The 20045-nt window shown below is 47.6% G+C and carries 20 protein-coding genes; 10 read left to right on the forward strand and 10 right to left on the reverse strand.

Going from position 1 to position 20045, the window contains the following annotated elements:
• Positions 1–21: 21 nt before the first annotated feature.
• The 6 genes from BAMF_RS25965 to BAMF_RS25990 form a co-directional block, all read right to left on the reverse strand.
• Positions 22–642: an NAD(P)-dependent oxidoreductase gene (locus BAMF_RS25965; protein ID WP_013351683.1), complete on the reverse strand. Its 621-nt coding sequence runs from the start codon at positions 640–642 to the stop codon at positions 22–24.
• Between the two features lie 28 nt (positions 643–670).
• Positions 671–796 carry a hypothetical protein gene (locus BAMF_RS41800; RefSeq protein WP_014469983.1) on the reverse strand — a complete coding sequence of 42 codons (126 nt, stop codon included), beginning with the start codon at positions 794–796 and terminating at the stop codon, positions 671–673.
• A gap of 102 nt (positions 797–898) precedes the next feature.
• On the reverse strand, positions 899–1105 hold the full coding sequence (locus tag BAMF_RS25970) for an alpha/beta-type small acid-soluble spore protein (protein WP_013351684.1): 207 nt from the start codon (positions 1103–1105) through the stop codon (positions 899–901).
• Positions 1106–1327: 222 nt separating this feature from the next.
• Positions 1328–1543: a YheE family protein gene (locus tag BAMF_RS25980; RefSeq protein WP_012117190.1), complete on the reverse strand. Its 216-nt coding sequence runs from the start codon at positions 1541–1543 to the stop codon at positions 1328–1330.
• A gap of 82 nt (positions 1544–1625) precedes the next feature.
• Positions 1626–2984 carry a YheC/YheD family endospore coat-associated protein gene (locus BAMF_RS25985; RefSeq protein ID WP_014469985.1) on the reverse strand — a complete coding sequence of 453 codons (1359 nt, stop codon included), beginning with the start codon at positions 2982–2984 and terminating at the stop codon, positions 1626–1628.
• Positions 2974–4065, reverse strand: a complete 1092-nt coding sequence (locus BAMF_RS25990) for a YheC/YheD family endospore coat-associated protein (protein ID WP_013351687.1) — start codon at positions 4063–4065, stop codon at positions 2974–2976. Before BAMF_RS25990 ends, BAMF_RS25985 begins: the two co-directional genes overlap by 11 nt.
• A gap of 239 nt (positions 4066–4304) precedes the next feature.
• On the opposite strand from BAMF_RS25990, the gene BAMF_RS25995 reads away from it, so the two are divergent.
• From BAMF_RS25995 to BAMF_RS26015, 5 genes are all read left to right on the forward strand, one after another.
• Positions 4305–5438 carry a DUF445 domain-containing protein gene (locus tag BAMF_RS25995; RefSeq protein ID WP_013351688.1) on the forward strand — a complete coding sequence of 378 codons (1134 nt, stop codon included), beginning with the start codon at positions 4305–4307 and terminating at the stop codon, positions 5436–5438.
• A gap of 85 nt (positions 5439–5523) precedes the next feature.
• Entirely contained in the window at positions 5524–5874 is a 351-nt protein-coding gene (locus BAMF_RS26000) for a YlbF/YmcA family competence regulator (protein WP_041481637.1), read from the forward strand.
• A 505-nt stretch (positions 5875–6379) separates the two neighbouring features.
• Positions 6380–7246, forward strand: coding sequence for a Cof-type HAD-IIB family hydrolase (locus BAMF_RS26005; protein ID WP_014469988.1), 867 nt, complete (start codon positions 6380–6382; stop codon positions 7244–7246).
• A gap of 111 nt (positions 7247–7357) precedes the next feature.
• Positions 7358–8860, forward strand: coding sequence for a coproporphyrinogen III oxidase (locus BAMF_RS26010; RefSeq protein WP_013351691.1), 1503 nt, complete (start codon positions 7358–7360; stop codon positions 8858–8860).
• 101 nt (positions 8861–8961) lie between these two features.
• Complete coding sequence (locus BAMF_RS26015) at positions 8962–10251, forward strand: lysine N(6)-hydroxylase/L-ornithine N(5)-oxygenase family protein (protein WP_013351692.1); 1290 nt, start codon at positions 8962–8964, stop codon at positions 10249–10251.
• 24 nt (positions 10252–10275) lie between these two features.
• Here the strand turns inward: BAMF_RS26015 and BAMF_RS26020 are convergent, their stop codons facing one another.
• Genes BAMF_RS26020 through BAMF_RS26030 form a run of 3 tightly spaced genes read right to left on the reverse strand, consistent with a single transcriptional unit; the run spans position 10276 to position 12376 of the window.
• Complete coding sequence (locus tag BAMF_RS26020) at positions 10276–11490, reverse strand: cation:proton antiporter (protein WP_013351693.1); 1215 nt, start codon at positions 11488–11490, stop codon at positions 10276–10278.
• A gap of 7 nt (positions 11491–11497) precedes the next feature.
• The gene (locus tag BAMF_RS26025) at positions 11498–11995 is read right to left on the reverse strand and encodes a cation:proton antiporter regulatory subunit (RefSeq protein WP_013351694.1); all 498 of its coding nucleotides are present in this window, start codon (positions 11993–11995) and stop codon (positions 11498–11500) included.
• 27 nt (positions 11996–12022) lie between these two features.
• Complete coding sequence (locus BAMF_RS26030; protein ID WP_013351695.1) at positions 12023–12376, reverse strand: hypothetical protein; 354 nt, start codon at positions 12374–12376, stop codon at positions 12023–12025.
• A gap of 182 nt (positions 12377–12558) precedes the next feature.
• On the opposite strand from BAMF_RS26030, the gene BAMF_RS26035 reads away from it, so the two are divergent.
• Positions 12559–13326: an enoyl-CoA hydratase gene (locus tag BAMF_RS26035; RefSeq protein ID WP_013351696.1), complete on the forward strand. Its 768-nt coding sequence runs from the start codon at positions 12559–12561 to the stop codon at positions 13324–13326.
• Positions 13327–13350: 24 nt separating this feature from the next.
• Here the strand turns inward: BAMF_RS26035 and BAMF_RS26040 are convergent, their stop codons facing one another.
• Positions 13351–13536, reverse strand: coding sequence for a YhzD family protein (locus BAMF_RS26040; RefSeq protein ID WP_014469992.1), 186 nt, complete (start codon positions 13534–13536; stop codon positions 13351–13353).
• A 105-nt stretch (positions 13537–13641) separates the two neighbouring features.
• On the opposite strand from BAMF_RS26040, the gene BAMF_RS26045 reads away from it, so the two are divergent.
• The 4 genes from BAMF_RS26045 to BAMF_RS26060 all read left to right on the forward strand — a co-directional run bounded on the left by BAMF_RS26045 (position 13642) and on the right by BAMF_RS26060 (position 20005).
• Entirely contained in the window at positions 13642–14538 is an 897-nt protein-coding gene (locus BAMF_RS26045; protein WP_013351698.1) for an ABC transporter ATP-binding protein, read from the forward strand.
• The gene (locus tag BAMF_RS26050; RefSeq protein WP_013351699.1) at positions 14531–15790 is read left to right on the forward strand and encodes an ABC transporter permease; all 1260 of its coding nucleotides are present in this window, start codon (positions 14531–14533) and stop codon (positions 15788–15790) included. The genes BAMF_RS26045 and BAMF_RS26050 overlap by 8 nt, the downstream gene beginning before the upstream one ends.
• Positions 15791–15902: 112 nt before the next feature.
• Positions 15903–17126 (forward strand): metallophosphoesterase family protein, encoded by a 1224-nt coding sequence (locus tag BAMF_RS26055; protein WP_013351700.1) that lies wholly within the window; start codon positions 15903–15905, stop codon positions 17124–17126.
• Positions 17123–20005: an ATP-binding protein gene (locus BAMF_RS26060; RefSeq protein WP_013351701.1), complete on the forward strand. Its 2883-nt coding sequence runs from the start codon at positions 17123–17125 to the stop codon at positions 20003–20005. Before BAMF_RS26055 ends, BAMF_RS26060 begins: the two co-directional genes overlap by 4 nt.
• Positions 20006–20045 lie beyond the last annotated feature (40 nt).

Consider the following 20045-nt stretch of genomic DNA (forward strand, 5'->3'; position numbering starts at 1 on the left):
TAAAGATTCGCCCTTTTTTCATTAGTAAGCCAGTCCCACCCGTTTTCTGACAAACTGCGGATTCAACAGCTCACGGTACAGAAAATGCGCCGTGTCTCCGACGGTGATTCGCGAACCGCCTTCAGGCAGGATATCCTGTTCGAACCGGTAAACGCCGGAAGCATCTCCGTCAGGAAGGTAGGTGGGGCAGATGATCGTCCAGTCAACATCCTCTCCCAGAAGCATCTCGTATACGCGGGCGTGTTCCTTTGCGGCTCTTGCTGTTTTTCGTTTTGATTCCGGCGATTCAAAACGGTATTTGTCAGGCATGAGCCGTGATTGAAGGATACCCGTAGTGCCGATCGTAATCAGACGCTGAACATGATGCCGTTTCATGCTGTCTATTATATGGATCACAGCGGCTGAAAGGGTATCGCCGCCATCCGTGCCGAGACAGCTCACGACTGTATCCGCTTTGGAGATCAATCGGTCGACATCCTCCCGCCGTCTCGCATTCCCTGTTATGATATGTTTTTCAGGAATGGGAAGGGCTGTTTCAGCTGATCTGACAAGAGCGAATATGTCACTGTGTCCGTGTTTCTGCGCTTCTTTTATAAAAGCCTGTCCGACTCTTCCCGTTGCTCCGAGTAAAGCGATTTTCATGTAAAAAACCTCCTCGCCGCTCATTATATCATTCAAAGCAGCGGGGAAAAGAATACCTGTGAATAAAGGGGAAATGGTGGGCAACATATTCATTGACCAAAGAAACAGTTACGAACTGAAACAGCTCCCAATTGACTGAGGCAATGAATGACATGTTTTCCCTCCTTTTTTCCTAGGGTATGTGGAATAGGAAAAAAGGGTGACGGCATAAAAAGAAGACGCGGTATCCCGCGCCTTCTGCAAGCCATTTATTGAGTTATTGTATGCCTTGTCCGCCCATGTGCTGCTGCGCGAAAGATACTAAACGTTTAGTGATTTCTCCTCCGACAGAACCGTTTGCACGAGAAGTTGTTTCTCCGCCAAGGTTTACGCCGAACTCAGAAGCAATTTCGTATTTCATTTGGTCGATTGCTTGAGCAGCGCCAGGTACTAATAGTTGGTTTGAAGAGTTGTTGTTAGCCATTTGTATGATCTCCTTTATAAATTAGTATGGTTGGGTTTGCTGGAATTGCACCAGCTGATGGTTTCCGGAATGAAAACCATTGCCAGCTCGGCTTCACCCAATGCTGTTTGCCGCTTTGTACTACGTATTATGGTGAATCAAACGGCATCTCATTCGGAAAACGGTGTGGTAAATAGCGGAAGAAAAAGAAAAGCCCAGCCTTTGTCGGCTGAGCTTGAACTTTCAGTCATAGATGTGATAAAGCATTAATTCATGCAGCTCTTTTACAAGAGCCGGCTCTTCTTTCCCCGGATGTGTATGTCCCCATTCAATGTCTCCGGACTTATGGTAAATCCCTTCGTAATGAGTACCCTGCCAGTAAAACGAAATCCGCCATCCGGGCAGTTTCTCTTTTTTGAATAACGGTTTCCAGCTGAAGTGCGAAATCATGACGTTCACGCTCCTTATCGGGAAATGTTGATCCTGTTCATTGTAGCTTATAGTTCTGTGCCTGTCCCGGGTAAACGAAAAAAAGACGGCCTCACCGCCAAAGTTTTTCCGGGGCGGTAATGGACCGTTCTGATAAATATGACGCATATTCAAAATTTCTCCGTTTTGTCAGGTAATCGACAGATCGCAGCTTCGGATGAGAGAAAATGCTGCGTCCGGGGCGGGAATTGGCCTCGAACATCCAAACTTTCCCTGTGTCATCGACGCCGAGGTCAAAGCCGATTTCACCGATAAAACCTTCTATATGCTCATTTAACACACGGCTGACCGCCAAGGCGGCTTTCGAAAGCTTCCGGATCATGCCGACTCTCTCTTTCGGATCGCCGTATAATTCAGCTAACGTTCTGACTTCACCGCCGTTTGCCAGATGTGTCGTAATGCTGTTTTTACCGGAAATTTTTGCTGCGATGGCCGTCACTGTCCATTTTCCCTCGGCATTTTTATTCGTATGCACCCTGAAATCGACGGGACGCCCATCCAGACAGATCAGATCAATCCCTTGCTGAATTAAAAAAGCGGACGGGTCGTTGTTTTCTTCAAATGCTTTCATGAAGGATGCCGCGTCTGAATAGTTTGCCGTCAACACCGTTCTTTCCTCATTTGTGTGTTTGACAGAGAAGCCGGCATCTGTTTTTTCCAGCTTGTAAATTCCCGTTCCGAGAGCGCCGTCCGCAGGTTTGATATATACGGTGTTAAACGTGCCGCATAACGTCTCTATCGCTTCTGCATTCGGATGGAGGACCGATTTGGGCAGGAGCGAAGCGGTGAGGCTGTTCTTTTCCAGAAGCTTATGAATGTCCCATTTATTAAAGAATTGCGGATTAAACCAAGGAATCTGATAGTCATTCATCAGCCTTTGTTTTGTCTGCTGTAAAAGCGGAACTTCTTCCGTTTTTCGGCTCGGGAGCCTGTCATATACGACATTCGGAAGCGGGACGTGCGCCCGTTTCCAGCTGTTGTCCTTATAAATCAGCGCTTGGACGGTGCCCTCTTCCCAATTGATCTGATGAGCCCCGAAAACGAAACAATATCCGTTCGCCTGCTCATGCAGGGAGAGCAGCTTGGAAAAGAAGGATGTGCGGTCTCTTAACGGGCGCGACGTTGATGAGGTGAAACCGGCTGTGAAAACGCCGATCAGCGGTCCGATGTGCACCGTCTGGCCGTGAATGAGAAAATCAGCCCGGCTTTTATGCGGTATCATCAGCTCCTCAAACAAATCTTCAGAAAGGAGCGCGCTTTTTTCAAGTGATTGAGAAAAGGCCACACGGCATTTGACAACCTTGGTCCCGAAGGCAGCGGATAACATCCCTTCCCGTTTCATGGAAAAAGGGAGATACAGCGTGTTTTTGCTTTTTTTATCGATGCCGACAATCATCCCTTTATGATTCACGCGGAAGTGCTCCTTTCCTGCTTTCCTGTGCCTGAAGATCTCTGAAGCGTTTCAGCGGACTGGTATACAAATCCTCTTTCGACTCGGGAGCCACGCTTAAAATGGCGTTTCGTCCGGGCTTTGAATTGACATCCAAAAGCCAGATGCGCCCGTCTTTGGCATAACAAATATCGAGACCCAGCTCAAACAGCGGGCCGAACTGCTCATCAAGGAAATAAGGGACGGACTGGGTGATCGAAAAGACATCATCCAATAATACAGCCTGCTGCTTTTTCGGAATGTCTTCAAACCACGTGTCAAATTTAATCGGTTCGGATCTTCCCGGCAAATGAGATAAAAGACCGTTCTGATAACCCCTTCTGACCGCTTTTCCGACCGTTTCCCAAGCTCCTGACTCATTTTTGCGCATGAAAATGCGGATGTCGCACGGGTGCTGTTCTTTATCCTGAATATTTAAGTAGGCTTGAAGCAAATAGCGGTGCTGCAGCACTTTTTTGCACCACGACTTAAAAGATACGTGGTTTGAAAACGTTTTTGTTTGTTTATTTTTTCCGATATAGTAAGTGGCTGAAATTGATTTTTTGCCTGTTTTAAGGAGGATGATGCCTCTTCCTCCCGCGCCGAAAGCGGGCTTAAGTATACATGCTTTTTCCTTCGCTAAGTATGATTGCACCTCTTCATAGCGGCTGACTTCGGCCGTTTCAGGAATATAGGGACTGATCAGATGATGCTGCTGGAGCGCATTCGTGACCGTCCATTTATCAGGAAGCCCGCGGCCGATAAATTCCGTTTTCGGATATTTTTTCAGCCATTCGACGATCGGTTTGGCTTTTTGAGCCTCGGCGGATTTTCCGTAAAAACAGCGATCGTAAATATATTCAGGAATATCAATTTCTGTTTCGTTCCATTTTCCGCTTTTCGGATGATACACGAGCGCTTTCACTCGTAAAGAATCCGGAGAGATATCAAACGGTGTAAAGCGGGCAAAGCGCACATTATACTCTGGCGCCCTTTCAGCCAATTCACCGGCGAAGTCTTCTTCGTGCCGGCGGGATACGGACATAAAACCGAGTGTTGTCATGTTGTTACTCCCCCTTTATTCAAAAAGCCGCTGATGGAACGGCCCTTCCATCCAATAAACATGCCAAGCGCAGCATAAAAAGATGATCTACTGTAAAGAGTACGAAACAGCATCTTGCCTTATTCCTGACAAACAACAATTCAGGTTCTTCATTTGCCCGCATTCACGCCAGCCTCTATAATACGAATAGATATATCATCTAGAAAAAAAGAACATAAGATGGAGGCAGAAGAAAAGGAATGGGCATAGCAGGAACGTTTCTATTTATGATTGTGATCGGAGCCGCGATCGGCGCGGTGACGAATCATCTTGCCATTCAGATGTTATTTCGTCCGTACCGCCCGTATTACCTCTTCGGGAAACGGATTCCGTTTACTCCGGGTCTGATCCCGAAAAGACGGGACGAATTGGCAAAACAGATGGGGCTCATGGTGACGAACCACCTGTTAACTCCGGAAGGCATAAAAAAGCGGCTTTTGTCAGATACCGTTAAAAACCAGGCGCTTGGATTCGCCGAACAATTCACGCAAAAAATGGCCGCGTCCGAGATGACGGTGCAGGAAGCCTTGGCCGCTGCAGGCATCCGGAATCCGCAGGAAAAAACAGATGCATGGATTGACCGTTTTACAGATGAAAAGCTTTCGGAACTGTACGCGAAATATGAGCATCGCGCCATAAAAGACTGGCTCCCTGATGAGCTGCAGAAAAAGCTGGATGAAAAAGTCCCGCTGGCCGCTGATTATATCCTGAAGCGGAGCATTGACTATTTTGAAAGTGAAGAAGGAAAAGACAGACTCGGCAATATGATTGACGACTTTTTGAATGCCAGGGGGATGCTCGGCAGCATGGTGCAGATGTTCCTCGGCAATTCAAGTCTGGCGGAACGCGTGCTGCCTGAGCTGTTAAAGTTTTTGCGCAATGAGGAAACGAAAAAGCTTCTGGCTGATCTGCTTTCTCAAGAATGGGGCAAGCTCAAATCCTATACACTTTATGAGGCCGATGAAAAGTGGAATGCGAAAGATCTGCTGTTCAGCCTGAAAAAACGGGGTCTGGCCGCACTTCAAACCGCACCCTTTTTTGAAAGCCGGCTCGGTGAGATCATCTCCCGTTATGAAAGAGAGATTACGGGAACGTATGCGCCGAAGCTGCTTGATGCAGCGCTCGGCGGTATTGCCGCTCACTTGGAGGATGTGCTGAAACGCCTGCGGCTTGAGGAAGTGGTCAAAGAGCAGGTCGATCAGTTTCCGGTTGAACGGCTGGAGGAAATGGTGCTGTCGATTTCCAAGAGAGAATTTAAGATGATTACGTATTTAGGCGGTCTGCTCGGCGGAGTTATTGGAGCAATTCAGGCTTTGTTTGTCATTCTTTTCTAAGGGAAACACCCGCCGAGGATGAAAGTCGCTCCGCAGTCTGTTATAGTGGAGTGGTATGTCTGTAAGGAAGAAAGGAGCGGTTACTATGGCAGTTAATTTTTATGATGCGGCTTATGATCTTGAAAAAGCTTTGCGAAACAGTGATGAATACAGCCGTCTGAGAGGGCTTTATGATCAGGTAAACGCAGATGAATCCGCAAAACGCATGTTTGATAATTTCCGCAACGTACAGCTGCAGCTGCAGCAAAAACAGATGTCAGGTGAAGAAATCACTCAGGAAGAGGTAGAGCAGGCGCAAAAAACGGTTGCTCTCGTACAGCAGCATGATTTGATTTCTCAGCTGATGGAAGCGGAACAGCGCATTAGCATGCTGATCGGCGAGTTAAACAAAATTATCATGAAACCTCTTGAAGAGCTTTACGGAAACCCGCAATAAGCTCCAGACCCCTCCATCCCGGATATGGAGGGGTTTTTTTATTCAACTGAAAATCAAGGAATGCTGCTTGCTGAAGGCTTTGTGATGGCGGTTTCTGTTCCTTTTGAGCTTTATCGTACATTCAGCATAGATATTTCTTCTGGTTTTTTTAGTTAAAAAAACCCTTGTCTTTTGACAATAAAAGTGTGATAATAACCTTGAAAGCGCCTACACTTACAGGATGATCCAAGGATACGGTCGCCGATACTGCCTGATATGTTAAGGGGTAGCAACAGAGAGTAAGTGAAACGAGCGCATCAACGGTCAAATAAGGGGTTCCTGATAGATTTCTTAAATAGAAGTACACATTGGGGAGAAGGCAGCAAATCGATCGTATCCCAATAAAACGACAGTTCAAAGTCTGCTGACGGCAGGCTTTTTTGCTGCTCGGAAAAGGTTGTTCTAAACAAAGAGACAGGGTCATATCCTAATGACAAGTACAGTCATCAAGGAGGGGGACTTCTCTGTGTCAAAACAAATGCTGGCGTTAAATATAGACGGAGCGCTTCTTCGCTCCAACGGCAAACTGCATCAGACGACAAAGGATGCCATCGAATACGTCAAGAAAAAGGGAATTTACGTCACACTGGTCACAAACCGCCACTTTCGCTCCGCTCAAAAAGTAGCGAAAATATTAAAGCTGAATGCAAAATTGGTTACCCACAGCGGCGCCTACATTTCCGAAAAAATAGATGAGCCGTTTTTTGTAAAGAAAATATCAGAAGATCATACGTTTAATATTGTTCAGGTGCTTGAAAGCTATCAATGCAATATCCGGCTTCTTCACGAAAAATATTCGATCGGAAACAAGAAGAAAGTGAACTCCAATCTGGTTGGGAAAACGATCATTCATCCGTCTGACCCGATTTTTTACCCGGTGCAGTTTGTCGAATCATTAAGTGATCTGCTTCTTGATGAGCCGGTTTCGGCGCCCGTCATTGAGGTGCATGCTGAAAACGGATTGCAGGCTGACATAACGGATACGATAGGGAAAGCATTCCCGGCCGTGGACGTGATCCGCGTCAATGAGGAAAAACTGAACATCGTGCCTAAAGGGGTGTCAAAAGAAAGCGGACTTTCGATGGTCGCCGCTGAACTTGGGCTTTCAATGGAAGAGGTTGTCGCCATCGGCCATCAGGAAGATGATCTGCCAATGATTGAGCTGGCCGGCCTCGGTGTCGCGATGGGGAACTCCTCCAATGAATTAAAAAGAAAAGCGGACTGGGTGACAAGGTCAAATGATGAACAGGGAGTCGCCTATATGATTAAGGAATACTTCCGCATGCAGCACCGCAAAGGCTTTCTCGATAAGTTCCACATGAAACGGTCATAATGAAGAGCCGCAGACACGAAACGCCGTCTGCGGCTTTTTCGCGGATTGATTTTAGCCTGTTCTTTCTGTACACTAAAGAAAGTTTTGAATCTGAAAAATAAGGTGATCACATTGCAAATAAAAATAGACGGCATAACGGATGACAGGCTGCATCGTCCGCTGCAGAATATCGCGAATTTATTTTTTGAAGAGTGTGTTCTTGCGTACGGCGAAACGGAGGAACCTTCTGATCTCGTCATTTCACTTGCCATTTCTCAAGATGCAGACAGCGTGTCAGTATCGGGAGAAATCAAAGGAACCGGCGAAAAGGAGCATCACACGAAACCGCTTCTTGCCGGCTGGAGCGAAAAAGAAGTATTTAAACAGGTGAAAAATACGCTGTCGTACGTATACTTAAATCTTCTCCAATCACATACGGGCATGACACAAAAATGGGGAATCTTAACCGGCATCAGGCCTACTAAACTCCTTCATAAAAAGCTGCAAAGCGGCCTGACAAAAGAAGAAGCGCACGCCGATCTGAAAAAAGATTATCTGATACATGATGAAAAAATCAATCTGATGCAGGAGATTGTCGACCGCCAGCTCGCCGCGGTTCCCGATCTGTACCGGGTCAAAGATGAAGTCAGCATATATATCGGCATCCCGTTCTGCCCGACGAAATGCGCCTACTGCACGTTTCCGGCTTACGCCATCCAAGGACAGGCAGGCAGAGTCGGCTCCTTTTTATGGGGGCTTCACTATGAAATGCAGAAAATCGGAGAATGGCTGAAACAGCATGATATCAAAGTGACGACCATTTATTTCGGCGGCGGTACGCCGACAAGCATTACGGCTGAGGAAATGGACCTTTTATATGAAGAAATGGTCCGTTCTTTCCCGAATGTAGAGAATATCAGGGAGATTACCGTTGAAGCGGGACGACCCGACACGATTACGGAGGAAAAGCTTGCCGTTTTAAATAAGTATAAGATTGACAGAATCAGCATCAATCCGCAATCTTATGAAAACGAAACGCTTAAGGCCATCGGCAGACACCATACAGTTGAAGAAACCATCGAAAAATACCATCTTTCCCGCAAACACGGCATGAATAACATCAACATGGACTTGATTATCGGCCTGCCGGGAGAAGGGACGGCAGAGTTCAGGCACAGTCTTGATGAAACGGAAAAGCTGATGCCTGAATCTTTGACCGTTCATACGCTTTCTTTTAAACGGGCGTCAGAAATGACGAGAAACAAGCATAAGTATAAGGTTGCCGACAGGCAGGAAGTGTCCCGGATGATGGATGACGCCGTGCGCTGGACAAAAGAGCACGGCTATACGCCGTACTACTTGTACCGGCAGAAAAATATTCTCGGGAACCTTGAAAATGTCGGCTACTCCTTCCCGGGTCAGGAAAGCATCTACAACATTATGATTATGGAAGAGGTGCAGACGATTATCGGTATCGGCTGCGGCGCGGCAAGCAAATTCATTCATCCGGAAACCGGAAAAATCACGCACTTCGCCAATCCGAAAGACCCGAAATCATATAATGACCGATTCGAGCATTATACAGAAGAGAAAATAAAATACTTAGATGAGATGTTTGTCAAATCTGCATTATAATAAAAAAACGGCACGGAATCAGCGTGCCGTTTTTTTATGTTTATCCGTCAGTCAAAACGGGAAAAGACCATTCAGACTGCTATTTGCAAGAGGTGTACAATATGTATGATGTCATAGGAGCGGGAATCGGGCCGTTTAATTTAGGCCTTGCCGCATTGTTAGAGGATATACCCGAAACAAGCGCTCTTTTTTTCGATAAAAAGAAAGAATTTGCGTGGCATCCGGGCCTGTTAATTAAAGGAACGGATTTACAGGTGGCGTTTCTGGCGGATCTTGTCACGCTCGCTGATCCGAAAAGCCGCTACACGTTTTTAAATTTTCTCCATGAGCATGACCGGCTGTACCGGTTTTACACGTTTAATGAATTTGATATTCCAAGACGTGAGTTTAATGACTATTTAAGCTGGGCAGCTTCAGAAATCAAATCATGCCGTTTCGGCTCAGAGGTGATTGACGTGAAAAATGCCGGCGGGCATTATGACGTCAGCGTTAAGAACATCGAGGACGGCAGCATCAGTGTCTATCAAACGAAGCATTTCGTTATGGGAACGGGTTCTGAGCCGCTTATTCCCGCAGAGATTGATGACGAAGCGCGTCAGGACACGATGGTCAGCACGGAATATTTGTTTCGGAAAGATGAGCTCGCCGGCGCCGAATCAATCACAGTAGTCGGTTCCGGACAGAGCGCAGCGGAGATTTTTTCTGATTTATTGCAAGATGAACAATACCGCCGCTGCCGGCTGCAATGGGTGACACGTTCCGCCGGATTTCGAGAATTAGAAACCGCCAAGCTCGGGCAGGAAATGTTTACACCCGATTATGTGGAATATTTTAACCGCCTGCCTTTTCAAGAACGGCTGAACACACTGCCGGAGCTGGACGGACTGCGTCACGGCATTGATTCTGACACACTTGCCGCCATTTATGACGCCCTGTATCACAGGTCGATCAGCGGAGGTTCGCCTGATGTATATATTCAGCCGATGGCGGAGCTTGAAAAAATTGAAAAGCAAAACGGGCGCTGTGTACTGAGCTTTCATCAATGGCAGATGGATGAAAGCTTTACGGCCGATTCAGAAAAAGTAATTTTGGCGACCGGCTTTAAACCTCATATTCCGGAATGGTTTACGGCAATTTCTCCCGATATCGAATGGGAGGATGAGAAACGGTTTAAAGTGACGGCAGATTCCCGTCTTGTGTTTAAGGACGATAGGCGGCATCATTTTTTCACGTTAACGAATCTTGATCATGCCCACGGAACGGGCGCTACGAATTTGAAGCTGTCTGTTTACAGAAACCAAAAAATCATCAATACGATTCTGGGAAGAGAGCATTTCTCCATTAACAAAAAAACAGCTTTTCAGCAATTTCTTCCCGCGCGAAAAAACTGACCCCTTAGAAAGAGGTCAGTTTTTTTATGATTTCTGCAGCTTCTTTTCAGGCTTTTTCCATTTGAAAACACTGTTCAACAGGAGATATATCCGCTTCGATTCTTTCGTGAGCAAAGGGCCGAGAATGGCCAGTATCAACACATATAAGGCGGCGAACGGCTTGAGTGAGGCGGACAGGCCGCCGGCGATGCCGAGATTTGCAACGATAATGGAGAATTCGCCGCGGGAGACAATGGTCAGCCCGATGTTAGACGATGCTTTATGAGAAAGCCCCGCCCGGCGCCCGGCAATCATGCCGGCGATAAAGTTTCCGGCAATCGTCAGCAGAACGGCGCCGAGGGCAAGCCATACCGCATCTCCCAGTGAAAACGGGTCAATGCTCAGACCGAAACTGAAGAAAAACATGGCTCCGAAAAAGTCACGGAACGGCACGACAAGGTGTTCAATCCTGTCAGAATGGGCTGTCTCCGAAAACACGAGCCCGAGCAAGAGCGCGCCGATCGCTTCAGCGACATGAATTGTTTCGGAAAAGCCGGCGATGAAAAAGAGCGCGGCGAAAATGACAATGACAAATACCTCGTTTGAACGGATATCCAGCAGTTTGTTCAGAAGAGGCGGCAATTTTCTCGCGGCAATGAAAAACAGCAGCATGTATCCGAAAGCGATCACGATTGACAGCAGCGCGCCCCCGACAGACGTCGCGTCTCCAAGTACAAGTCCGGAAACGACGGATAAGTAAACCGCCAGAAAGATATCCTCAAACATAATGATGCCGAGAATCAGCTCCGTTTCCGGATTGGCCGTGCGTTTTAAGTCGACAAGCACCTTTGCGACAATGGCGCTTGATGATATCGTGATAACACCGGCCAATACAAGCACTTCCAAAAAGGAAAAGCCCGTGATAAAGCCGTATATCAGTCCTAAACTGAAATTAATCAGAATATAAATCGTTCCCCCGGCGGCGATGGAGCGACCGGATTTCACTAATTTTCCGACCGAGAATTCAAGTCCGAGGTAAAAGAGGAGGAACAGGACGCCCATCCGTCCAAAAAATTCAATAACTTCCCGGCTTTCGATAAACGTCAGGTCAATGATGCCCGCTTGGGGGGCGTGCGGCCCGACAAGCATCCCTAAAATGATCAGGAAGGGAATGATGGAAAATTTAATTTTATTGGCGATGACACTCGCAATGGCCACAAGAACTAGCGCCGTACCGACTTCAAATACGAGATGGTCCATAAACAGATCACACTCCGTCTCTGGTGAGGAAGTCTTGGATCAGTTTCTTCAGATGCTTTCTTTCGCCTGAGAGAACGAGTGTATCGTTTGCTTCAAGGAGCGAATCAGCGCCAGGGTTTAAAAACTTTTTCTGGTTATGCTTAATGATGGCGATCACCGTCACATCATAGTTCTGGCGCACATCCAGTTCGCCGAGCGTCCGCCCGGCCGCTTTTGCTCCTTTTTCAACTTTGAACCATTCGATGATCAGATCGCTGAACGCCATTTCAATTGATTCAAGCGCCTGCGGTTTGTACACCATCCCGCCGATAATCGCGGCAATCTGCCTTGCTTCTGCATCATCAAGTGAAATGCTTGCCAGAAGCTCATCGGGGTCTCGGTCATCAAATCTGTAAATTTCCCGCCTGCCGTCATCATGAATAATGATCGTCATTTTTTCATGGTTTCTCGTTTCGATTTCGAATTTTTTTCCGATGCCGGGCAGATCGTTTTCTTTAATATTCATAAAAAATCCCTCCGGAATATACTGTTTTTAAACCGTAAATACAGACTGGCATTGAGAGATTGTCTGATGCCGGAGGTAATTTGACTGGTATTGTATCGGAATGGCGCACGTCCTTTCCAGTGTGGAATCAATAAATTGATCAAGAGGTTTGACAGACAACAGGGTGACCATCCGGGATAATACGTCGTATCCTTTAGACAGGCCGTACGGAGCGGTTTTGGTATGAGCCGGCGTTTTTGCCGAGTCCGTCTCCTGCGGGTAAACCGAAATTTGAACGTGGCTGTCTGTTTCTGTCACCAATTGGGAAGGAAGGGCGACATCCGAAGGGGGAAACAGCACCATAAAAAAGCTCAGTAAAAAGCTGAGTATCACATATTTCATTATCGGCGTTCCCCCCTTTGTGTCTTGTGTGTCAATTTCACTATATAAAAATGTATTTTCAGTTTCAAATGATATGCATTTTTCGGTATCTGTTGACCTTGAAAAATAAAGGAGTTTCGCTTCGGCGGAAGGAATATATTATTTGAACAAAAAATGTAAGCGGATACAAGGGGGATGTAAACATGCAGTATATTCGATATGAAGAAAAGGGAAAGATCGCAGAGATAGTGTTGAACCGGCCTGACAGTTACAATGCGCTGAATGAACAAATGCTGCGGGAATTAGAGAATGCATGCGTCATGGCAGCTGACAGTGAGGCGCTTATCGTCCTTTTGAGGGGGGAAGGCAGGGGATTTTCCGCAGGCGGTGATATTCAGATGATGACGTCGGAACATGATTCAGGAGAATATGAACGGCTCATGAAAATGATCGAATCCATTACACTGACCCTCTATGATATGAAAAAAATTGTGATAGCCGCCATCCACGGGGCCGCGGCGGGGCTCGGGCTGAGTTTTGCGCTGTGCGCCGATGTGGTGCTCGCAGAAGAAAACGCCCGCCTCGCGATGAATTTCATCGGCATCGGGCTGGTTCCCGACGGAGGAGGCCATTACTTATTAATGAGACGCGTCGGTGAGATCGAAGCGAAAAAGCTGATTTGGAGTGGTGAAAAATTGCCGGCTGAAAAAGCGGTGCGGCTCAAGCTTGCCGACGGGCTGTTCAGCGGTGACCCTGCGGCGGGGGCAAAACCGTATATCGACCGATTGCTACATGCGCCGCTGTCAGCAATGATTGAAACGAAGGCTATCTATCAAAGCCTCCATATCAGCCGGTTAAAAGATGTTTTGTCTCTTGAACGAAAGGCCCAGGAAAATATGAGAAAAACGGATGATCATAAAGAGGGCATCCGCGCCTTTTTAGAAAAGCGGACGCCGCAGTTTAACCGGTAAAAAACAGAAGCCGGAAAGCTTCTGTTATCTGTGAAATAAAATCAGCTTTCCGGCTTCATTCACCAAGCGATGAGTATTGTTCTCAAGCTTTTTTTCTTTTAATAAAGCCTCTCCGGCGGCTTTCGCCTCCGCCTCATTTTCTGCTTCGATCCGTTCATTCAGCAGTGTTTCCCCCGATGCGTGGAATGCGGTCAATACAAATTGTCCCATAACGTCACCTCCTTTATAGAATGATATTCTGATAAAGAATTTAAAATCCTCCATTAATTTTTACCCATTATTAGTATATAATGGGTAGCGGAAGGAGTTGGATTCGTGCTTACAATTGAACACGTGACGAAAACATTCGGCAGCTTTACCGCTGTTGATAATTTGAACCTGCAAATACCTGAAAGGGAGATGTTCGGGCTGCTCGGCGCAAACGGCGCGGGAAAAACGACGACCTTTCGGATGATTTTGGGTCTTTTAAGCCTGACTGACGGAAATATCAGATGGAAAGGGCAGCCGGTCAATTATTCTATCAGCGAAAAAATCGGCTATCTCCCGGAAGAGCGGGGGCTGTACCCGAAAGTGAGAGTGAGTGACCAGCTTGTCTATCTTGCGAGATTAAAAGGAATGAGAAAAAAAGATGCGGAAAAAGAGCTCATCACATGGCTTGAGCGGTTCGGCATTACAGATTACAAGAATAAGAAAGTCGAAGAGCTGTCAAAAGGAAACCAGCAGAAAATCCAGTTCATTTCCGCTGTCCTGCATAAGCCTGAGCTGCTGATTCTCGATGAACCTTTCAGCGGCCTTGATCCGGTGAATGTCGAGCTGCTGAAAGAAGCCGTTATTTCTTTAAAAAACAGCGGCGTTTCCATCGTTTTTTCTAGCCACCGAATGGAGCATGTGGAAGAGCTTTGCGAGAATCTATGCATTCTCCAAAAGGGAAAACCTGTCGTTCAAGGCAATCTGAAAGACATTAAGCGGTCTTTCGGCAAAAAAAATATCACCGTTCATTCAGATGACGATCTCAGCTTTTTAAAAACGCATGAAGGTGTCGTGAAATGGAAGGAAACAAATGACGGGATCAGGCTGCAGGTCGCGAATGAACCGGTGTCTCAGGATATTTTTCAGGCGCTGCAAGGGAAAGGTTTTATACGGAAGTTTGAATTGGAAGAGCCGTCACTGCATGATATTTTTATAGAAAAGGTGGGGGCCGTTTATGAATAAATTTTGGATTATGCTGTTTCATACATATAAAAACAAAATTACGACAAAGTCATTCATTATTTCGACCGCCATTACCGTTTTATTAGTTTTAGCGGTGACCAACCTGCAATCGATCATTTCAGTGTTCCAATCGGATGACGGCAAGCAGCAAATCGCGGTGATTGATGAAACGGGCGGGCTGTACCCGGCATTTGCAAAACAGCTTAAAGCGGCGGATACAGACAATGATTTGCAGGCGATGCAGACGAAGGAGTCCGAAAAAGATGCCGTAAAGCGTGTCAAAGATGGTGAATGGGACGGGCTTTTTATCATCAGACAAGATCAAAAAGGAACGATAACAGGAGCCTACAAGGCGCTGACCATTTCTGATGAATCAGCGTATAAACTTCTCAAGCAGGCTTTAACACAGACAAAGACCGCTGTTGAAACCGCCAAGCTCGGCATTTCGGCAGAAAAAGTCAGCAGCCTCTACACTCCGCCTGAAGTCAGCAAAGACGCGCTGGAAAAAGGGGCGAAATCTGAGGAAGAGCTCGGTCAGGTGATGGGGCTTGTATACATCATGCTGTTTGTCATCTACTTTTCAGTCATCATGTACGCAAGCATGATTGCGATGGAAGTTGCGACGGAAAAATCGTCACGGGTCATGGAAATTTTAATTTCAAGCATGCCGCCGATTCAGCAGATGTTTGCCAAACTGTTCGGTATCGCGCTTGTCGGGATCACACAGTTTGCGGTGCTGCTTGCGGCGGGTTTTCTCTCACTGAAGCTGAACCCTCAAAATGATGAGTCGTCGCCGATCAGTGCATTTCTCAATTTTACGGATGTTCCCGTCTCGACGATTGTCTATGCCGTCATTTTCTATCTGCTCGGCTATTTTCTTTACGCGACGCTTGCCGCGTTTCTCGGCAGTGTTGTCAGCCGGATAGAGGATGTGCAGCAGACGATTCAGCCAATGGTTTTTTTAATCGTGGCAGGTTTTATGATCGCCATGTTCGGCCTCGGCAATCCTGATGCGGGCTTTATTACCGTTACATCTTACATTCCGTTTTTCACGCCGATGATTATGTTTTTACGCGTCGGGATGCTCGATATCCCGTTTTGGCAGGCGGCGGCCGGAATCGCCCTGACTCTGGTCACAATCGTGATCTTTGCAACGGTCGGCGCGAAAATTTACAAAGGCGGCGTTTTGATTTACGGAAACGCCGGCGGATTCAAAGCGATCAAACAAGCGCTGCGCATCTCCAAAAAATAAGTCCAAACAGCCCGAGACAGCCGGGCTGTTTTTTTATGATCCAGAACGTGCATTCGCATGAAAACGATGCTAAAATAAAGGGTAATTCAATCTACAGAAAGGGGAGGGCGAGATGGCTGATCTGACGTTTATTCATGCCGCTGACCTGCATCTGGACAGCCCGTTTTACGGCATTTCGCATCTGCCTGAACCGGTATATGCGCGTATTAAAGAAAGCACATTTCACAGCGTCCGCCGTCTTACGGACGGGGCGCTCGGGGAGCGGGTCGATTTCGTGCTGCTTTCGGGGGATCTGTTTGACGAAGCCAACAGAAGTTTAAAAGCCCAGCTGTTTTTGAGAAAACAGTTTACCAGATTGCAGGAAGCGGATATCCAAGTGTTCGTCATATTCGGCAACCATGATCATTTGGGCGGTGAGTGGACACCGATTGAATGGCCTGAAAATGTACATATATTCACCTCGGATACACCGGAGGAAAAATCTTTCTTTAAAAACGGAGAGCTTGCGGCAAGCATATACGGATGCAGCTATCAGGAAAGAAGCGTAACGGCCAATCAGGCCGCCCGGTACCGGAAAATGACCGGCGCGCCTTATCATATCGGCATGCTCCACGGCACGTTATCAGGAGCGGAAGGACATGATCCGTACTGCCCGTTTACGAAAGAAGACCTTGAAAAGAGCGGCATGGATTACTGGGCGCTCGGACACATTCATAAACGGCAGGTTCTTTCCGCTCAGCATCCCGCCGCCATTTACCCCGGAAATATTCAAGCCCGCCATCTAAAAGAAACCGGCCCTAAGGGATATTATCTCGTCCGGGCGGCAAACGGTGAGATGTCTTGGGAATTCAAAGAAGCGCACGATGTGTTATGGGAGGAAATTGACCTTGATATTTCCGGAGCTGAACATATGACCTCACTTATGAAAGCCGCCACGGATTCGTTCTCAGGCTTGCGTGCGGCGGGCCGCCCGGCATGTATCAGGCTGGTGCTCCGCGGTGCGGCGCCCCGCTTTTGGACGGAGGCGCCCGCAGGGATCGCAGAGGAGCTCCTTTCCGCTTTACAGGAGGAAGAGGCCGAAGAGGAATGTTTCGTCTGGCCGCTTGCGATTGAGGATCGGACGGATGAAACAGACACCGTCCCGCCCGATCCGTTTTTTAAAGGGCTGCTTCAGGACATAGAACAATGCGCGGACATGAGTGGTGGGTTTGAAGCGCTCGAGCGTCATCCCGTATATCGGCGGCAGATGACTTCATTTACAGATGCAGAGGTGCTGGACATTAAGCGGCAGGCCCAAGCCGTTTTAAAGCGACAGCTGAAGGAGCTTCAGCGATGAAAATAACGGCGCTCTATATTTACCAGTATGGAAAATTTTCCAATCGAAGCTTTCAGCTGTCGGATTCCCCCGTACAAGTCATCTACGGATTAAATGAAGCGGGCAAAACGACATTGATGTCCTTTATCAAAAGCGTCCTGTTCGGTTTTCCGAAATCAAAAAAATACGAACCGAAAACCGGCGGGGTTTACGGCGGCGTTGTGGAACTGAATCATGACGATTACGGTGCTGTCAAAATCGAACGGACAAAAGGGGCTGCCGAAAAAGTCAGAGTGTACACGGCTTCAGGCGAAATTAAGGACGGAAAATGGCTCAAACAGCTGCTTTCCGATACAGATCGTGCGCTGTACGAAGCGATCTATTCGTTTGATGTATTCGGACTGCAGGAGATTCAAGCCTTTAACCGAGACAAAATCGGGGAGTTTCTCCTGTTTTCCAGCTTATTCGGGTCTGAAGCGGCGGCGAAGCTTGACGGCAGACTGGCGAAAGAACTTGAAAGAATGTATAAGCCGAACGGGCGGAACCCCCGCTTAAATCAGGAATTGGATACATTAAAGCGGCTCAGCGCCAAGCTCAAACAGGCGGAAACTGCGGAAGCGGGCTATCACAGCCTCCTGGAAGAGAAAAAAAGCGCCGGCGGCCGTTTGCAGGATGCCAAAGCGCAATTGAAAGATATAACTGAAGAAATCAAAACAGTAAAAGCGGCGATAGAAGCAAAGCCGCTTGCGGACAAAAAAACAGCGCTGGAAAGCGAACTTTCTTCTTACCCGGAAGCAGCGGAGCAATTCCCGAAGGACGGAATGCATCAGCTGGAAAAATACGAATCGCATCTCCATCCGAAAGCGGCCCGGCTTGAGGGGCTTCGGGCAAAAGCGGCTGAAATCAAACGGCAGGCTGATCTGCTCTCTCCAAATGAGGACATGTTACAAAAAGAGCGGCAGCTGCAGGAGCTTTCCGGCGAGCAGCATATGTACGAATCACGCGGCGAACAGCTTGCCGCCATCCAATCACAGATCCGGCAGACATCAGCCCGTGTTTCTTCAGGATTACAGCAGCTCGGCAGACATGAGGAAGACGACATTCTTTCGCTGAACACCGATTATGAATATGAATGGCAGCTGCAAGAAGCCGTTCAGAGCGCCGGACAGGCCAGAGAAAGAAAAACACAGCTCGACTCTCTATTTGAACAAGCGCGGCTGGAGCTGGAAGACGCTGAACGAAAACATGCCGTGACGGCAGAAAACGTCTTGGAACCCGCTGTCAGAAAAGAAAAAGAAGCCGCCTTACAAGCATATAAACAAACGGCTGATACTGAAGGAAACGAATGGCAGGCTCATCTCCGGCAGCTGGAAAAACAGCGCGCCAAACAAAAAAAGCTCTTTCTCGGTACGGGCATTCTGTTCATTGCGATTTTCGTTATGTTAAAGGAATGGCTGCCCGCCGCCCTTTTTACCGGCGCTCTGATGCTGTACGTGCTGACTGGCATGCAAAAGGCGCTGCCGTCTGAAAGAAGCCGGCCCGGTCACAAAAAGCAGAAGCCCCTGATCTCAAAAGAAGAGGCTGATCTTCTGCAGGAAGAGCTATGGCGTGACGGCCAGCATCGGCAGCAGCTGATTGCGGATCAAGCGGTGCTTGAACAGAAAGAAGCGGCATATGAAAGAGTCATCCGCCAATATGAAGAATGGGAGGCCGAAATGGCGCCCTCTGAAAAAAAGACGGAACATTTTATGAAGGAACTGGGGTTTTCGGGCAGCCCGTCCCATCTCCTCGACGCATATCATGTGATGAAAGATGTCAAAAAAGAAATCCTTACCAAGCATGAGCTGACCATTGAAGCGGGGCGGCTGCAAAAACTGCAACGAGCATTTGAGGAACGGGTCAAAAAGCTGAGTCCTTCAGACGGCCGGGAGCTGTCCGTAAAAGAAAGGCTGCACTTTTTGCTGCAGCAGGCAGAACGGGCCCGTGAAGATGCAAAACGAAAACAGGCGCTCGAAACAGACCTGCTGCATACCCAAGAGCAAATCCGTGAATTAAACGAAGAAGTTCATTACTACGAACAGCAGGTCAAACAGCTTTTTACAGAGGCAGGGGCAAAAAACCGTGAACACTTTTGTGAACTTGGCAGGCTGAATGAAAGCCGCCGGGAAACAGAGAGGAAGCTGTGCGAAATCAAAACGCACTTATCCGGCAAGGGCGGCAAACAGCTGGAGCCGTACATGAGCCGCACAGTGCCCGAACTTGAACATACAGCCGTTCAGAAAGAACAAGAGAAAGAAACACTTGAGGAAAAAATCGCCCATCTCCGTGAGCAGATCGCTTTATTAACGGTGAAACAAGAACAGCTGGAGTCCTCGGGGCTGGTATCCGATTTAAAACAGCAGACAGAAATGCAGAAAGAACGCGTTAAAAAAACAGCTAAAGAGTGGGCCGCATTGCAGACGGTCAGACACATCATCAGAGAAAAAATGGAGCGGCATAAAAAAGTCACGCTTCCCCGTCTGTTGGAAACCGCAGGTGCATTGTACGGACCGCTTACGGACGGACGCTATCAGAAATTGTATTTCTCTGAAGCTGATGACTCCATTATGGTCATGCAGAAAGACGGCACGGTTTTTTCTGCAAGCGAGCTGTCACAGGCGGCATGCGAGCAGCTTTATGCGGCGATCCGTTTTGCCCTTGCATCAGAACGGGAATCTGCGGTATCACTTCCGTTTTTACTTGATGACAGTTTTGTTCATTTTGACAGGGAGCGGCTGCAGCGGCTGTTTGATGTGCTGAATCAGCTTTCAGAAGGCGGCCGTCAGATTCTTTATTTCACCTGCCATGAGCATGTCAGCCGGTCATTTCACAGCGGGCAAGTCATGCGGCTCCTGTCATAAAAGAGTTTATTTTCAAAAAAGAGGTATGTGCTATACTGGT

Origin of the sequence: Bacillus amyloliquefaciens DSM 7 = ATCC 23350 (genome assembly GCF_000196735.1) — a bacterium.
GTDB lineage: Bacteria > Bacillota > Bacilli > Bacillales > Bacillaceae > Bacillus > Bacillus amyloliquefaciens.

Excerpts from the sequence above, each read along its gene's own strand:
- BAMF_RS25965 (WP_013351683.1), bottom strand. The coding sequence starts at position 642 with ATGAAAATCGCTTTACTCGGAGCAACGGGAAGAGTCGGACAGGCTTTT.
- BAMF_RS41800 (WP_014469983.1), bottom strand. The coding sequence starts at position 796 with ATGTCATTCATTGCCTCAGTCAATTGGGAGCTGTTTCAGTTCGTAACT.
- BAMF_RS25970 (WP_013351684.1), bottom strand. The coding sequence starts at position 1,105 with ATGGCTAACAACAACTCTTCAAACCAACTATTAGTACCTGGCGCTGCT.
- BAMF_RS25990 (WP_013351687.1), bottom strand. The coding sequence starts at position 4,065 with ATGACAACACTCGGTTTTATGTCCGTATCCCGCCGGCACGAAGAAGAC.
- BAMF_RS25995 (WP_013351688.1), top strand. The coding sequence starts at position 4,305 with ATGGGCATAGCAGGAACGTTTCTATTTATGATTGTGATCGGAGCCGCG.
- BAMF_RS26000 (WP_041481637.1), top strand. The coding sequence starts at position 5,524 with ATGGCAGTTAATTTTTATGATGCGGCTTATGATCTTGAAAAAGCTTTG.
- BAMF_RS26015 (WP_013351692.1), top strand. The coding sequence starts at position 8,962 with ATGTATGATGTCATAGGAGCGGGAATCGGGCCGTTTAATTTAGGCCTT.
- BAMF_RS26020 (WP_013351693.1), bottom strand. The coding sequence starts at position 11,490 with ATGGACCATCTCGTATTTGAAGTCGGTACGGCGCTAGTTCTTGTGGCC.
- BAMF_RS26025 (WP_013351694.1), bottom strand. The coding sequence starts at position 11,995 with ATGAATATTAAAGAAAACGATCTGCCCGGCATCGGAAAAAAATTCGAA.
- BAMF_RS26030 (WP_013351695.1), bottom strand. The coding sequence starts at position 12,376 with ATGAAATATGTGATACTCAGCTTTTTACTGAGCTTTTTTATGGTGCTG.
- BAMF_RS26035 (WP_013351696.1), top strand. The coding sequence starts at position 12,559 with ATGCAGTATATTCGATATGAAGAAAAGGGAAAGATCGCAGAGATAGTG.
- BAMF_RS26040 (WP_014469992.1), bottom strand. The coding sequence starts at position 13,536 with ATGGGACAATTTGTATTGACCGCATTCCACGCATCGGGGGAAACACTG.
- BAMF_RS26050 (WP_013351699.1), top strand. The coding sequence starts at position 14,531 with ATGAATAAATTTTGGATTATGCTGTTTCATACATATAAAAACAAAATT.
- BAMF_RS26055 (WP_013351700.1), top strand. The coding sequence starts at position 15,903 with ATGGCTGATCTGACGTTTATTCATGCCGCTGACCTGCATCTGGACAGC.
- BAMF_RS26060 (WP_013351701.1), top strand. The coding sequence starts at position 17,123 with ATGAAAATAACGGCGCTCTATATTTACCAGTATGGAAAATTTTCCAAT.